The organism is Paenibacillus sp. UNC217MF, assembly GCF_000686865.1.
GTDB lineage: Bacteria > Bacillota > Bacilli > Paenibacillales > Paenibacillaceae > Paenibacillus_B > Paenibacillus_B suaedae.
The window spans coordinates 40,140-54,029 of record NZ_JMLT01000019.1; the positions used below are offsets into that span (position 1 = coordinate 40,140).

At 44.6% G+C, this 13,890-nt stretch carries 14 protein-coding genes; 12 read left to right on the forward strand and 2 right to left on the reverse strand.

The window, feature by feature from the left end:
• Positions 1-13 precede the first annotated feature (13 nt).
• The 6 genes from BP95_RS0111820 to BP95_RS0111845 all read left to right on the forward strand — a co-directional run bounded on the left by BP95_RS0111820 (position 14) and on the right by BP95_RS0111845 (position 6,546).
• On the forward strand, positions 14-475 hold the full coding sequence (locus BP95_RS0111820) for a GNAT family N-acetyltransferase (protein WP_028532258.1): 462 nt from the start codon (positions 14-16) through the stop codon (positions 473-475).
• A 114-nt stretch (positions 476-589) separates the two neighbouring features.
• Positions 590-979, forward strand: a complete 390-nt coding sequence (locus BP95_RS0111825; protein ID WP_028532259.1) for a nuclear transport factor 2 family protein — start codon at positions 590-592, stop codon at positions 977-979.
• A gap of 391 nt (positions 980-1,370) precedes the next feature.
• Positions 1,371-4,271: a polysaccharide lyase 8 family protein gene (locus BP95_RS30190; protein ID WP_051614062.1), complete on the forward strand. Its 2,901-nt coding sequence runs from the start codon at positions 1,371-1,373 to the stop codon at positions 4,269-4,271.
• Between the two features lie 481 nt (positions 4,272-4,752).
• The gene (locus BP95_RS0111835) at positions 4,753-5,319 is read left to right on the forward strand and encodes a GNAT family N-acetyltransferase (RefSeq protein WP_021255949.1); all 567 of its coding nucleotides are present in this window, start codon (positions 4,753-4,755) and stop codon (positions 5,317-5,319) included.
• A 173-nt stretch (positions 5,320-5,492) separates the two neighbouring features.
• The gene (locus tag BP95_RS0111840) at positions 5,493-5,918 is read left to right on the forward strand and encodes a GNAT family N-acetyltransferase (RefSeq protein ID WP_021255948.1); all 426 of its coding nucleotides are present in this window, start codon (positions 5,493-5,495) and stop codon (positions 5,916-5,918) included.
• Between the two features lie 91 nt (positions 5,919-6,009).
• The gene (locus BP95_RS0111845) at positions 6,010-6,546 is read left to right on the forward strand and encodes a GNAT family N-acetyltransferase (RefSeq protein ID WP_021255947.1); all 537 of its coding nucleotides are present in this window, start codon (positions 6,010-6,012) and stop codon (positions 6,544-6,546) included.
• Positions 6,547-6,958: 412 nt separating this feature from the next.
• Here BP95_RS0111845 and BP95_RS0111850 read toward each other — a convergent pair whose 3' ends face one another.
• Positions 6,959-7,378: a hypothetical protein gene (locus tag BP95_RS0111850; protein ID WP_021255946.1), complete on the reverse strand. Its 420-nt coding sequence runs from the start codon at positions 7,376-7,378 to the stop codon at positions 6,959-6,961.
• Between the two features lie 143 nt (positions 7,379-7,521).
• Here BP95_RS0111850 and BP95_RS0111855 point away from each other — a divergent pair, with 143 nt between their 5' ends.
• The 3 genes from BP95_RS0111855 to BP95_RS0111865 all read left to right on the forward strand — a co-directional run bounded on the left by BP95_RS0111855 (position 7,522) and on the right by BP95_RS0111865 (position 9,741).
• Entirely contained in the window at positions 7,522-8,634 is a 1,113-nt protein-coding gene (locus tag BP95_RS0111855; RefSeq protein WP_021255945.1) for a Gfo/Idh/MocA family protein, read from the forward strand.
• An 81-nt stretch (positions 8,635-8,715) separates the two neighbouring features.
• On the forward strand, positions 8,716-9,240 hold the full coding sequence (locus tag BP95_RS0111860; protein WP_028532260.1) for a DinB family protein: 525 nt from the start codon (positions 8,716-8,718) through the stop codon (positions 9,238-9,240).
• A 72-nt stretch (positions 9,241-9,312) separates the two neighbouring features.
• Positions 9,313-9,741 (forward strand): GNAT family N-acetyltransferase, encoded by a 429-nt coding sequence (locus BP95_RS0111865; protein ID WP_021255943.1) that lies wholly within the window; start codon positions 9,313-9,315, stop codon positions 9,739-9,741.
• Positions 9,742-9,887: 146 nt separating this feature from the next.
• Here the strand turns inward: BP95_RS0111865 and BP95_RS0111870 are convergent, their stop codons facing one another.
• Entirely contained in the window at positions 9,888-11,480 is a 1,593-nt protein-coding gene (locus tag BP95_RS0111870) for a polysaccharide lyase 6 family protein (protein WP_231515100.1), read from the reverse strand.
• 202 nt (positions 11,481-11,682) lie between these two features.
• Here BP95_RS0111870 and BP95_RS0111875 point away from each other — a divergent pair, with 202 nt between their 5' ends.
• The 3 genes from BP95_RS0111875 (at position 11,683) to BP95_RS0111885 (ending at position 13,890) form a co-directional block, all read left to right on the forward strand.
• Positions 11,683-12,087, forward strand: coding sequence for a YvaD family protein (locus BP95_RS0111875; protein WP_021255942.1), 405 nt, complete (start codon positions 11,683-11,685; stop codon positions 12,085-12,087).
• A complete protein-coding gene (locus tag BP95_RS0111880) occupies positions 12,077-12,628 on the forward strand; it encodes a TetR/AcrR family transcriptional regulator (protein WP_021255941.1) in 552 nt (183 codons plus the stop codon). Before BP95_RS0111875 ends, BP95_RS0111880 begins: the two co-directional genes overlap by 11 nt.
• Positions 12,629-13,335: 707 nt before the next feature.
• Positions 13,336-13,890, forward strand: a complete 555-nt coding sequence (locus BP95_RS0111885) for a GNAT family N-acetyltransferase (RefSeq protein WP_028532262.1) — start codon at positions 13,336-13,338, stop codon at positions 13,888-13,890.

A 13,890-nucleotide genomic window follows, 5' to 3' on the forward strand; every position in this document is an offset into this window, starting at 1 on the left:
GGAATGGACGAACATGACCGCATACGCAGTAAAGCTAGCCACAATCGAAGATTTGCCTGAGCTAGCAGAGATATTTAATTTATATCGTGTATTCTATGGTCAGGACTCAAATGTAGAGCAAGCCAGCCGTTTTTTATTCGAGCGGTTTGAGCACCGGGATTCGGTTGTTCTTATAGCCCGAGATCATGATACGAAGGAAATAGCCGGTTTTACGCAATTATACCCCTCCTTCTCCTCCATTTCGATGGAGAGAACTTATATCCTGAATGATCTATTTGTGCGGTCTGAACATCGAAAGCAGGGGATTGGACAACTCCTGTTGAAGGCAGCGGTGAAGTATGCACAACAGATGAATGCCAAAGGACTTGGACTGTCGACAGCCATTGATAATGAACAGGCACAGAGATTGTATGAGCGTAATGGGTTCGAGAGAGATGAAGAGTATTTTCATTATTTTCTGCGAGTTAGGAAATAAGGGGAAAGCGAACAGATCGCGGCCTAGAATGAACAGGGGTTCCACCAAATAAAATGGCTGTATGACATAAAGATCAGCAGGACTCAAACGGAGTTAGTCTTAATGAAGAGAGGGATGTCGGTGAATAGGAAAGAAGAAGTTGCTTGCATTGAGGAATATGTGAGAGTTTATAATTCATTCGATATAAAAGGGATGGTCGAGCTGCTGCATCCAGACATCGTATTCCGGAATGTTGCCAATGGAGAAGTAACTATAGAGACACATGGAATTGAACCCTTCCAACAGCTCGCACAGCAATCAGCGGGATTATTTTCGAGTCGCCGACAAACCATTCTACAGTATATTGAAAGTGATGGCCGCATTGAAGTAGATATTGACTACGAAGGCTCATTGGCTGTTGATCTTCCGAACGGATTGAAGGCTGGAGATAAGATTCAGCTAACAGGGAAAACCATTTTTACATTCACAAACGGGAAAATATCAAGTATTGAAGATCATAGTTGACGATGGTATACGGGGAATTAATCGCATATATCTTTGAAAAAGTCGTCTCTTTCAAGTTGTGCTGTGTAAACGTGCAGCCGATTTCGGAAAGGCGGCATTTATGTGTGTAAGTCAAAAAAATGCATATAGGGGTCAGAATTATATCCTGTGCCAAGGCATGTTCTCTCCTATAGTAGAAGAAATCAATATGCTTAGTAATCAGTGACGGAGGTTGGCGTACATGAGGCAGAAATGCTTTATGTGTGCTGATCTATTTCCCATTGGGCAAAATTATGCACAATGAAGTCAAAATAAGACACACACTCCTTTTGGTCGGATCGCTTATAGTTGAGCTATCTATTTATGATAACGCTTACAAATAAATCATCAAACCATTAGGAGGAAATACATAATGAAACAATGGCCACATCGCGTTATTCGTGTCACGTTAGCGGTGTTCTTGCTGTGCTCTCTTATTCCCGTTATGGGACAGCCAAATGCTAGAGCGGAAGCAGGCAATCTGCTTAACGGCAGCTTTGAAGCGGGACAGCCTCCAGGGGAACCTTGGAGCGCATTGCAGCCCAGCTACTGGAGTGAGTGGGTTCCATCCGGCAAGCCGATCCTGTCCTTAGATTCGGATATCTATTATGAAGGGGAGCGGTCGCTTACTATCAGCAGTGCTGAATATGCGCGGGCAGACGTTCTGCAAACCGTTGACGTAACGCCAGGCGAATCGTACACACTCACGGGCTGGCTGCGGACTAAGGACTTGCAGTCGAGTGTTTCTTACGGCGGGGCTTTTATTCGCACGCAATATTTGAACAGCTCGAATGATAAAATCAGTTCTGGTCCATCTTCATCTCCGCTGTTCGGAACGCATGATTGGACGGAGCAGCGTTTGGAACTGTCCATTCCGCAGCAGGCAACCCGCTTGAAGGTGGAGCTGTTCTATGAGAGTGCGGCTGGGGAGGCATGGTATGATGCGATTCGCCTAAGCAATAGCGGCAGCGAACCTACCAATCCTCCAGCAGATGCAGCACAATTCAAGGCTGTGCGCGATAAGCGCATTCAGCAATTGACCGGCAATGCCAGTTATCATTCGGCGGATTCGGATATGAACGCGGCGATTGCTTCTTTAGTGGAGAGTGTAAGCAATGGCAGCGGCACAGGGTTCTGGAATACGATGAACAAGCAGGCAGATCGCAGCTCGCTATGGAGCGACCTGTCCAGCCGAGCTGAATCGGCTCATGTAACGGGCGCATTTCAACGCCTGCGGCAAATGGCGCTGGCATACGCTACGCAAGGCTCGTCGCTGTATCGCGATCCGCAGCTGCGCGAAGATCTTATGAGCGGACTCGATTGGATGTATGCCAATCGCTACAATGAGCGTGTCGCTCCTTATAAAAACTGGTGGGATTGGGAGATCGGCTCTCCACAATATTTGAACGATATTACGGTGTTGCTGTTCGATGATCTGTCTGCCGCTCAAATCAAAAGCTACAATCGCGCGATTGATGCGTTTGTCCCAGACCCGACAAGAAGAACGGTGCAGCCCAGCCTTATGGAAACGGGCGCTAACCTAGTAGACAAGGCCTTCGTTGTGATTCTAAGAGGAGCGACGGGTGCTTCGAATGCGAAGCTGATGCAAGGCCGAGACGCGATAAATCCGGTATTTCCATATGTAACTCGGGGGGACGGTTTCTATGCGGATGGCTCATTCGTGCAGCACGATGTCATTGCATATACAGGCAGCTATGGAACGGTATTGCTGGATCGGCTGTCCGAGATGCTCTATTTGCTGAATGGATCGCCATGGCAGGTTATCGATCCGCAGGCGGCGAACATATACCGCTGGATTGAGGATTCCTTCGAGCCGCTTATATACAAGGGCGCTATGATGGATATGGTGCGCGGCCGTGCAATATCCCGCGAACTGTCGACCGATCACACTGCCGGCCGCGGCGCGATCAAGAGCATCCTGCGGCTGTCCGAGGCCGCTCCTGCTGCGGAGTCTACTCGCATGAAGTCTGCCGTCAAGGCCTGGCTTCAGCAGGATGTTTCCTTCGACAATTACTATGTTGGCCTAGGAACATACGATATCGCTTTAATGAAGAACCTGCTGCAAGATACCTCCATTTCACCAGCGGAAGATTTGGTCAAGCATCAGGTATTTGCCGGCATGGATAGAGTCATTCATTTGCGGCCTGGTTTTGGTTTCGGTATCAGTATGTCTTCCAAGCGAATAGCGAGCTATGAGTACGGCAATGGAGAGAACAAGAAAGCATGGCATACGGGGAACGGTATGACCTACTTATATAATGATGACATTACCCAATACAGCGACGGTTACTGGGCTACTGCAGACATGCTGCGATTGCCGGGCACGACCACAGACGGCTCGTCCAGTCCCTTGCGCGACTGGAAATATTACCTTAGTCCGAAATCATGGGTAGGCGGAGCCTCCCTCGACGGTCAGTATGGGGCAGCCGGCATGGAGTTTACTGTGGAGAACAGCTCTTTAACGGGGAAAAAGTCATGGTTTGCCTTCGACAATGAAATCGTTGCGCTTGGTACAGGCATTACGGGCGGAGATGGGCGTCAAGTCGAGACGATTGTCGATAACCGCAAAGTAAGTGAAGGTAGTGGGGCACTAACTGTAAATGGTACTGTTCTACCGGTACAACCAGGGTGGTCGGAGAAGTTTTCTGACGTGTCATGGGCTCATTTAAACGGGAACGGCAAGGGGAATATTGGATACTATTTCCCGAAAGCAGCTAAGCTTCAAGGCAAGCGCGAGGCTCGTACTGGAGCGTGGAAGGACGTCAATAACGGCGGCTCTGCATCACCGATTACGAGAGAGTATGTCAGTCTTGCCTTCGATCATGGCGCGAATCCGAATATCGGCTCCTATTCGTATGTGCTGCTGCCGAATTATGATGCACAAGCGACCCTTCGCTACAGCCAAGCACCGGACATTACCGTGCTGAGCAATGGCACGAGCGTGCAGTCAGTTCGCGAGCATAAGCTGGGTATAACTGCGATCAATTATTGGTTGCCTGCGGTTGTGGACGGAATAGCGTCCAAGCAACCGGCCTCCGCACTGGTGAAGGAGACGGATTCGGAGCTGGTCATTGCTGTATCCGATCCAACCCAGAACCAATCGCAAGTCGTGATGGAATTGAATCGCAAGGGGTGGAGGCTGGCATCGGCGGATTCAACGATTACGGTGCAGCAGACAGAGCCTTCGATTAAACTGACGGTGAATACTGCGGGAGCCAAGGGACGTACACATACTGTTCGTTTTACGAAATAGTGACCGGTTCGGTAGTGTCAACCGCCAACATCCATAGAGCAAGTTGTTGTAAGCAGCAACGAAGGTAACGTCGTATGCGCAAATCCAAAAGTCCTTACGTACATCAAGCATCGCTGATGTGTGTAGGGACTTTTTTCAATGCAACAAGGTGATAGGCAAAGAATTGGAAATATGAACGTTAAGCGGATGGTAGCACTCAAATCTACCACCTATGCCCCCAAATCCGCTGATCCCGTTGTTGCTACTCTTAGGAATGCCAATTGGCATTATAAATACCTCTTAGGGATAACTGTTAAATATGAATGATACCTTCGTCATCGTTTGCACAAATAAGAGTCGCCCTCATCTGCCTTTTATATGCTTGACCTTAACGCTGGGATAAAGTGTATGTTGTAAACAAGAAATATCGTCGGCAATCGGAAGGATGAGGGGACGAAATTTCTTAGCGTGTAATGACATCCTATTAATGAGGTGGAAGGGAATGAATGAAAAGCAGGTTGTTCGAATCGAAAGTAGAGTTCGTTTACGCAATATTACATTAGACGATATACATCAATTATACTCGTTCATATACGGTGAAGCAGAGCCGGAATGGAAGAAGTGGGACGCTCCGTACTATCCTCTTGAGAGCAAGAGTTATGAAGAATACCAAGAAGAGATGACGAGATTTATAGATATGGATCCGAAGCCTACGCCTGAAATGTTAATAGATGTGAACGGCGAGATAATCGGCTTTGTGAGCTATTACTGGGAACACAAGCCATCCAATTGGCTGGAGATCGGCATTGTAATCTATAATCCACAGTATTGGAATGGAGGATACGGAACAGAAGCATTGCGTTTATGGATCGATCATTTATTTGCCGAACTGCCGCTCGTAAGAATCGGTCTGACGACCTGGTCTGGGAACGAGAGGATGATAAGGGTTGCCGAAAAGCTTGGCATGACATGCGAAGGGAGACTTCGAAAGTGCCGGTTATACAATGGGTTATATTACGATTCTATTCGTATGGGCATGCTGCGGGAAGAGTGGGAGCAACAGGGCTGAGCTCAGAATCGATCATTTTTTATAATGACATGGAAGGATTAAGGGTCAATGTCATTTTTGAATCGAAGTATGCACTTTGTTTTGGATGATACTCGTGTATACTCAAGATATATGCTATTTGAGCTTATGCAGAAATGTAGGCACTAATCTATGAAAGATGGGGGCTATGAGTTATGCCAGACAACTACAGTGTTTCACGTGGTACAACTGAGGAAGCTGAATATGTACGAAATAAATTGATTGAGTTCAATAAAAAGATTGTCCCAAATGTTAGATTCGAAGAGGTTCATCTTTGTGTCAAAAATGATACAGGCGAAATCATCGCCGGACTTAACGGTATCGTATGTTGGAATTGGATGGAGATCGATATTTTGTGGGTGGATGAAGGACATCGTGGAGAAGGCCACGGCGCGCAATTGCTGCAGGAAGCAGATCGCATCGCCAGAGAAAAGAACTGCACCTTCATAACCTTAAATACGTTCAGCTTTCAGGCGCCGGAATTTTACAAAAAGTATGGCTATGAAGCAATTGCGATTATTGAGGATGCACCGATTGGCTTTCGGCACCACTTCTATAAGAAGGATCTGCTAGCAAAATAATAACTTTCATCCATTATCGGTTGCGGTTGCGTACATGCGGCACTACTAACTACAGCGTAACAATAAATCAGGATTGAGTGGAGAATGGAACATGTCTTACATATATCGCAGTTTAACGATGGATGAGTGTGAACGAATCCAAGAAATTAATCCGTCTCAGTACATCAAAAGGGCATGGCGGGAAGTAGATGGTGTACGTCGATTAATCGAAATTAATTATCAAGAGAATGATTGGCCTGATGGCTATGAGCATTACCTCTCGAAATTGAAACAAACCATCAATCAGGATGGCTGTGCGGTTGGCGTATTTGAGGATACGGGAAAATTGGTCGGGTTCGGAACGATCAATCGAGAGATGTTTGGGCAAGCATACAAGTATGTACTGCTAGACTCTTTATTTATTTCTTTAGAGTATCGCAATAAGGGGATCGGCAAAGTATTATTCCGGACTTGTGCCGAAACAGCGAGAGAATGGGGAGCAGATAAAATTTATATTTGCGCCGGCTCTGCAGAGGATACAATCGCATTCTACTGTGCATTGGGATGTAAGGAAGCAGCGGAAGTAAATGAAAAGCTGTATGAAAGCGACCCGAGAGATATGCAACTGGAGTATCATCTATCATCATAAATACGAATCCCTGCACCGTTGAGCAGCAATACGAATTGAGCTGAGTTGAGCTGAGAGCGTGTCGGTCTCCTTCGTTCCGCCTGTTCGTCCATTCGCAACAAGTTATGGGCCCTATAGGTGGCACTTCGACATGCTTACATAGAGCTGAAGCGGCAATCTGTCTCCCTGTTTCATGAGAGCAGATTGCCGTTTTTTTTATGAAAAGTATTACAAGGCCATCGCTACTATTCAATTTATCCTGTTCGATATGCTGGCTTGTGACTTCTTATTAAGATTGATTGAATAGAGTTAAGTGCTGGAATCATGCATTTGCTAGTGTAGATCATGATGCGGTATGCTTTAGATTAGAAATAAGATCCAAATACAACCCTGGGAATATAAGAATCCTATTAAAGATATAGAAAAATATCTATTAGTTTCTTGTTTTAACAGCTAAACCACTAAACGATATTGGCCCAACGATATCGGCTCTCGTATTTGCCGTACGGTTTTCTGCTGTGACCGTATAAACATGTGTGCCCGTTCTTACATTTCTATCTTCGGCCTGGAAGGTAACTACGTAATTCTGTTCAGAACCGGCGGATTCGATTCCTTGCTGCGTATTGAAAATTTCTCTACCATCGCGGAATATGCGAAACAGGATTTGCGCAATTCCAGTCACACCTTTAACCCCTACGGTTGCTACCAAGTCTACGCGATTCGGTTGAGAGTTCATTGGAATTCGTATCGAGATTGTAGCGAGTCGAGTTCTTGCTCTTCGGATCGTAACTGCATTTGCTGGGTTGAATCTACTGCGTGGCTGAACCGCAGCTTTATCGAGAATACGTGCCAAACCTATCAACTCCTTTTGTTTGATAGTAGTAAGATATGCTGAATTAAGAGAGAATGCTTGGACAATTTTGTGTGCGGTTTGGAAGAATAAGAGGAATTCATGTCAAGGATTTGGTGAAATGATATCATTTGAGGAGACATCACATGAGGACGATTAAGTTAGGCATGATTGGCAGCGGGCATGTGAGCAACCGCTACTTTGAACAAGCAGCTGGGCTGGAAGGCGTGCAATTTGTCGCAACTTATTCCAGACATCTGTACAATGCAGAGAGAAAAGCAGAAGAATATGGAGTTCCTAGCTGGTATGATGATTATCGTGAAATGATGGACAAGGAGCAGTTGGATGGCGTCGTCGTCACAACCCCTCATTCGATACATGCGGAACCCGTGCTCGCTGCACTTGAAAGAGGGCTTCATGTGCTCAATGAGAAGCCAATGGCAACCTCGCTGGAAGAATGTCGGCGTATGGTTGCTATTGCTGAAGAGAAACAAGTGATATTAATGAACTTGCCGTATGATTTGCATCCCGTGTATCTAACGGCTGTCGATTATGTGAATGAACGATATATTGGGAAGATTACCGGTGCGGAGGCGCAGTTGTCTCTGCCGGGGCCTTGGAGAGACAACTGGTATTATGATAAATCTGTCGCGCATGGCGGAGCGGTTCTGGATTGTTTGGTATATCCACTTAGCCGCCTAATCGGCCTATTAGGGCCTGCCGTCAGTGTTATGGCAGAAGTGAATACACTGATACCAAATCGAATCGTTGGTGATGGCAAGAAGGTGTCCAGCGATGTAGATGACAATGTGACGCTGATCCTGCAATTTGCCGGAGGACAGCATGCGGTTATTCGCTCCTTATGGGGGATGGCATTTAAGCAGAACAACACGATCATTTACGGTCGCAAGGGGACGATAGCATTGAATGACAGCGGTTATCCGCTTGTGATTCATTCGCCTGATCAAGTAATTCCAGGTGCGGAGCAAGTAAGCTGGAGAGGACTTGAGAATTGTTATCTCCCACGAGACGAATTCGCACTGCATCAAAGTGAAAGTGTAATCGGTTACTTTGCTCATTGCCTTCGTACAGGAGAACAGCCTATTCAATCCGCGAAGCAGCAGTTGCATGTCCACGAGATTATGTTCGGGGCTTATCGTTCTGCAGAATCCGGACAGCGGTATCCGTTGACTACAACCTTTACTCCGTGGAGTCAATTGGATTCTGCAATATTCGATACTCGCAGCGGTTATTTGTAAATATAATATAGAAACAAAGGTTGAATTAGTATCATGTGGAGTGGGCTGTATACCATTAAAAGGGGGAAGAAGACAATGGATATGGAAAAGTTATTTCTGATCACTGATATTGATGGTTTTACTCCAGAAATCAGCAGGCTCGTTTCGATGATGAATTATGCGCGCTACACAACGATGAATACGGTAGAGGGATTAAGTCAGGCACAATTGGATTATGTGATAGATCCACACAGCAATTCCATTGGAGCGCTGCTATACCATATGGCTGCTGTTGAATTTGCGTATCAAGCATTTACATTCGAGCATCGTGAATTAACCGAGCAGGAACTGCTAACGTGGGGAGCCGCATTAGAGTTAGGGGAGAAAGGCCAGCAGTTGATTAAGGGGCATGATCTGAACTTCTATTTAACGTTGTTTGACGAAGTTAGACAGCGTACACTCGATGGATTCAAGAGCAGAAATGATGAGTGGCTGCATGAAGAAGCTCCCTTCTGGCATGGTAAACCTACGAACAACTATTTCAAATGGTTCCATGTGTTTGAGGATGAAATCAATCACCGAGGCCAGATGAGAATTATCAAAAAGAAACTCCCTCAGAACTTGTAGCTGATTGAAAACACATGATCGTGAAGTAAATCTTCTGTATTCAGGGAGATCTAGTAGATTGGAGAATGGTAAATGAGCAGAAACTATACAATAGAGACGAGAATTCCGACTGTAATTGAATATGAGAAAATATGCAGTGCAGTCGGATGGAAAGAGTACATGAACTTTGATGTTGTTGGAGAATCGCTCCGCAATTCATTGTTCGGCGTCGTTGTGCATGATCAAGAAGAAATTGTGGGAATGGGAAGAGTTGTAGGGGACGGACAGATTTATTTCTATATCCAGGATATTGCTGTAGCTCCAGAGCATCAGGGTAATGGAGTCGGCAAACTGATTATGGAGACGCTCAGAGCCTATCTGGAAGAAACGGCACCAGATAAATCGTTCGTTGGTTTATTTGCTTCGAAAGGGAAAGAGGATTTCTATGAGCAATACGGGTTCCATAACCATGATGGAATGACTGGGATGTTCGGCGTGATTCACGATCGAAAGTTGCAATAAATGCAATAAAAATAAAAAATATGCCCTTGCGATAAACTGTACCCTATCGAGTGGACACTTTAAAAAAGTCTCTCGATAGGGTACTTATTGTCTATAACAGAAAGACGGATATGAGGAGTTATAATGAGTTCATTACTATATCCCGTCTATTCCGGTGCGTTTGGACCCACATCAGATGGTTTAAGCGGTTTGCGACTACTAGCTGCATTCGAGAATTCATCAGCGCCTACATCGGTTTTCGAGCGTGGTTGACCATCCATATCATCTGCCACTTTCACTCGCTTTTCAAGCTGGCTATCACTTACTGCTTTATTTATTGCTGGGCTCTTGGCAGATAGTTTATGCAAGCCTTCGGTGATGGTGAAATCCGGATTTTTGGCAGATATTTCAGAAGTGCTGCGTGATGCATTGCTCAATGTGCTACCGAAGCCGATGTTACCCTTGAAGACAGTGTCGGTGCTGCTAGGCTCGTGATATAAGATGCCCGTCTTGTTTGCGACGATATTGTTGGCTATCCAGCTTCCAGTTGGGGCGTATTTTTTAGTCGCATTCGTTGAACCGACCGTAATCCCGACTTTACTGTTAACAATGGTGTTATTTACGACTGTTGCACGATACACTCGCCAGTGGGAACTCAAATCTTCATTTGTAAGATTCTCTGGTGTCCCGTCTGTTCCACCGTCATACCTGCCGCTGTCCAGCAATATTGCATCACCTGTTATGCCTTCCATATAATTGTTATAAATTTCATGATCATTTCCGTATACCCGAATGCCTAGTACCTTCTCCTTCACGCCATCCCCAAAAAAGAAGTTGCCGTAAAACTTATTTTTGTGACCATGTCTGGCTATCAAACCGCCACGATTATTTATGAAAGTGTTATACCTAACCTCATTGTCGCCTGATTTTACCGACACCACCTCTAGATCGCCGTCACAATTCTCGAATAGATTGTATTGGACTTTGATTTCACCCTTGGTTAAGGAGATCTTCGATGTTCCAAGACGAATCGTTTCATTGCCGTTTGCTTCAGAAAACGCAACGTTGCGGAAATGGTTGTATTCAATCACGTCACGCTGAGAAATTTGTTTATTAGTTTCCTTTATAAATCCACTAAAAGCAATTACTGGTCCAGGATCGCTTTTCCCGTTGAAATCATTGCGATCAATATGGTTGTCAGAGCTGTTCTCACCTTTGATCTCCAGCCAGATCGTCTTATTCCCAGTTGAAGGAACGGCAAATGTATTGCGTGTCAGTCGAATATGGTTTGAGCCGTCTAGCTGAACCGCTGCACTGCGGTCGGCAGTTCCGGTGTTCGTAATTTTCAGACCTTCAACGACAATATACGATGAACGGGCAATGTGTAACACGTCAGCACCCGCAATAATTGCTCGCCCACGGTTTGCGGCTTTAATCGTAATCGGACTTTTACGCGTGCCATGTTTATCACTGATTTGAAGCGCTTTGCTACCTGTGTATGTACCATTTGCCAACACGATGGTTGTCCCTGGAGTTGCCTGGGCAATTGCTTTCTCTAACTGTGAAGAGTTCGACACTTTTATTTCCCTCAATGCTAGACTCGATACTACCTCCAGTTCAGGCGCAACGTTATAAACGGCGTCTGTTACTGTGGGCGGGTCACCGGCAAACTGATTTTCCGCTGATGAATAACTTGTTACTGGAAGCAAGGTTACTGATAACAAGGTCATTAGTAATAATCGTCTAACTTTGATCAACATGATCACCTCTGTATATAATTGTAATCCCTCCTTCTATATATCACCTATTTTGGTATAGAGAATATTAAAGTTTGGTAAAAATTTTATGCGCTCTATTGAATCTTGGAAAAAGGAAGGGTATGATGGAAAACAAGAAAAACATAATGTTATATATGTTTTCCGCGCCTTGTTTTCTTTACATCATGTTCGAGGGGAGAGTAAAATGGGAAGAACATTGAAAGGTCTTATGCTATTCACGGATATTGGGTTTATTGTGTATTGGACGATTACGTTCATGGGATGGATTCCGAAAGAGTATCTCTATCAGGATTACAGCAATGAGCTGCTTGTAGCCTGGAATATGTCTTTTATCCCGCTTGATATGTTCATTTCGGCTACAGGACTGCTAAGCATTTATTATTACAATAGGAAGAACCCTGTGTGGTCATCGCTATGTTTCGCTTCCTTGCTGCTTACCTCTTGTTCGGGATTGCAGGCCATTTCCTTTTGGGCGATCCGATTGGATTTCGATGTCATGTGGTGGACACCGAATCTATTCCTCTTGATATATCCACTGTTCTTTTTGGCGAAAGTGATAAAAAGGGGGCGTACATCGTTTGCAGGATAGAATTGCGGCAGCTGCCATTGAGGAGATTAAGGCCCGAGGGTTGAAATTCGCAATACGGGATGTGGCAAGTCGCCTCGGAATAAGCACAAAGACGTTGTATCAGCATTTTGACTCCAAGGAACAGATCATTACGTATCTGATTGAGCAATCGATACAAGAAATGAAGGATACCGAAGCACAAATGATGAATGACGAATCCTTGTCTGTCGTGCAAAAAGTAGAGCAAGCACTAATGACGCTTCCAAGCGCGTTTGCCTTCACTGATATTCGTACATTGGATGAGCTTAAGAAATTCTATCCAGATCAGTGGAAGCTCGTAGATGCGTATGTGCAAGAAGGATGGGACAATATTCGTTTGCTTATCCATCAGGGAATTCAAGAGCAACACATTCGACCTTTTGATATGGATCTGTTCATTCAAATGTACGTAGGAGCGTTATATCAACTTATGGATCGCAGAGCCAATGAAGGCAGCCGGATGTCGCTAGAGGAAGCCCTACAGCGTACGGTCGAAATGCTTCTACATGGAATTTTGAAATAAAATATATTTGGAGCAGCAGTAGAAATTTCCTAATAAGAACATTGCCGTAATCATTGGAGGGTTCCATTTAATAGGAATACCGATTATAAATACACTAGGGAAAACAAAGGAAGAAATCATTTTGATTGGTAATGAGTTATAGCAAATGCCTATTAATACGATATATTCTTGTCATTGCACGGGTTTAAAAGGATATAAAATCCTTGCTACTATTTTAAAAGAGAAATTGCATTCTTTCCCAACAGGGGAACAAATTATTATAGATTAACTCGTTGTTTAGAGAAAAGGAGCGTCTTGTACATTTGTTTCCAATATTATGAATTTACGTTATACTTAATGGTAGTGTGAGTTAGCTTTCTACGGTCTATTGTAATGCGGCAGGAAAGGCAGCATCAATGACTACATATGGTGCTCAGCATGGTTCATTCATGTAAAATACGTTACTGAGGTGTTGCCGAGCAGTTAGACTTCTACATTTGATCCGATCATGAACACGAATATGAAACTACGAAATCCCAACGCATATAGAGAATTATTCTCCTCTCAATTATACATATCATAATTCATTTTGAATAACTAAGCAGCCTTCATGAATGGGAACAGAAGCCATTGTCTCTACTCGTGAAGGCTTGCTTTTTTCATAACCCAACATACTTCATATCAAGCAGCAGAGAAAGTACGATTCAAGATGGAAATGGAGGCGTGAGATGTCAACCATTTTTCAAACCGAGAGATTAGTCATGAAGCAAATTGATGAAGTCCATGCCGAGCAGGTGTTGGACTACATGGTACGAAATCTGGAATTTTTGTCAGCGTGGGAGATTAAGAGAGAGCCCGCCTTCTATACAATGGAGTGGCAAGCAAAAGTGCTGCGGGAAGAACGCATTCAATATGAGAGAGGGCACTTGTTCAAACTATGGATATATGAACTAGACGATACGGAGCGAATTATTGGCTCTATAGCACTTAGCAATATCATTAGAGGGGCATTTCAATCCTGCCATCTTGGTTATAAGCTGGATAAGGATTTGCAAGGAAGAGGGTACATATCTGAAGCGTTGACCATGATGATTGCAATCGCATTTCGTGATTTGGAGCTCCATCGCATCGAAGCCAACATCATGCCGCATAACAAGGCTTCACTCAGAGTGGTGGAGAAGCAGGGATTTCAATTCGAGGGATTAGCCAAGAAATATCTCAAAATTGATGGGAAATGGGAAGACCACATCCATATGGTGTTGTTGAATGAGGAGATGGAGTAG

What these genes read in the sequence shown, in the direction of transcription:
- BP95_RS0111825 (WP_028532259.1), top strand. Translation starts at nt 590, where the DNA reads ATGTCGGTGAATAGGAAAGAAGAAGTTGCTTGCATTGAGGAATATGTG.
- BP95_RS0111865 (WP_021255943.1), top strand. Translation starts at nt 9,313, where the DNA reads ATGAGCAGAAACTATACAATAGAGACGAGAATTCCGACTGTAATTGAA.
- BP95_RS0111835 (WP_021255949.1), top strand. Translation starts at nt 4,753, where the DNA reads ATGAATGAAAAGCAGGTTGTTCGAATCGAAAGTAGAGTTCGTTTACGC.
- BP95_RS0111820 (WP_028532258.1), top strand. Translation starts at nt 14, where the DNA reads ATGACCGCATACGCAGTAAAGCTAGCCACAATCGAAGATTTGCCTGAG.
- BP95_RS30190 (WP_051614062.1), top strand. Translation starts at nt 1,371, where the DNA reads ATGAAACAATGGCCACATCGCGTTATTCGTGTCACGTTAGCGGTGTTC.
- BP95_RS0111855 (WP_021255945.1), top strand. Translation starts at nt 7,522, where the DNA reads ATGAGGACGATTAAGTTAGGCATGATTGGCAGCGGGCATGTGAGCAAC.
- BP95_RS0111885 (WP_028532262.1), top strand. Translation starts at nt 13,336, where the DNA reads ATGTCAACCATTTTTCAAACCGAGAGATTAGTCATGAAGCAAATTGAT.
- BP95_RS0111870 (WP_231515100.1), bottom strand. Translation starts at nt 11,480, where the DNA reads ATGTTGATCAAAGTTAGACGATTATTACTAATGACCTTGTTATCAGTA.
- BP95_RS0111860 (WP_028532260.1), top strand. Translation starts at nt 8,716, where the DNA reads ATGGAAAAGTTATTTCTGATCACTGATATTGATGGTTTTACTCCAGAA.
- BP95_RS0111845 (WP_021255947.1), top strand. Translation starts at nt 6,010, where the DNA reads ATGTCTTACATATATCGCAGTTTAACGATGGATGAGTGTGAACGAATC.
- BP95_RS0111840 (WP_021255948.1), top strand. Translation starts at nt 5,493, where the DNA reads ATGCCAGACAACTACAGTGTTTCACGTGGTACAACTGAGGAAGCTGAA.
- BP95_RS0111875 (WP_021255942.1), top strand. Translation starts at nt 11,683, where the DNA reads ATGGGAAGAACATTGAAAGGTCTTATGCTATTCACGGATATTGGGTTT.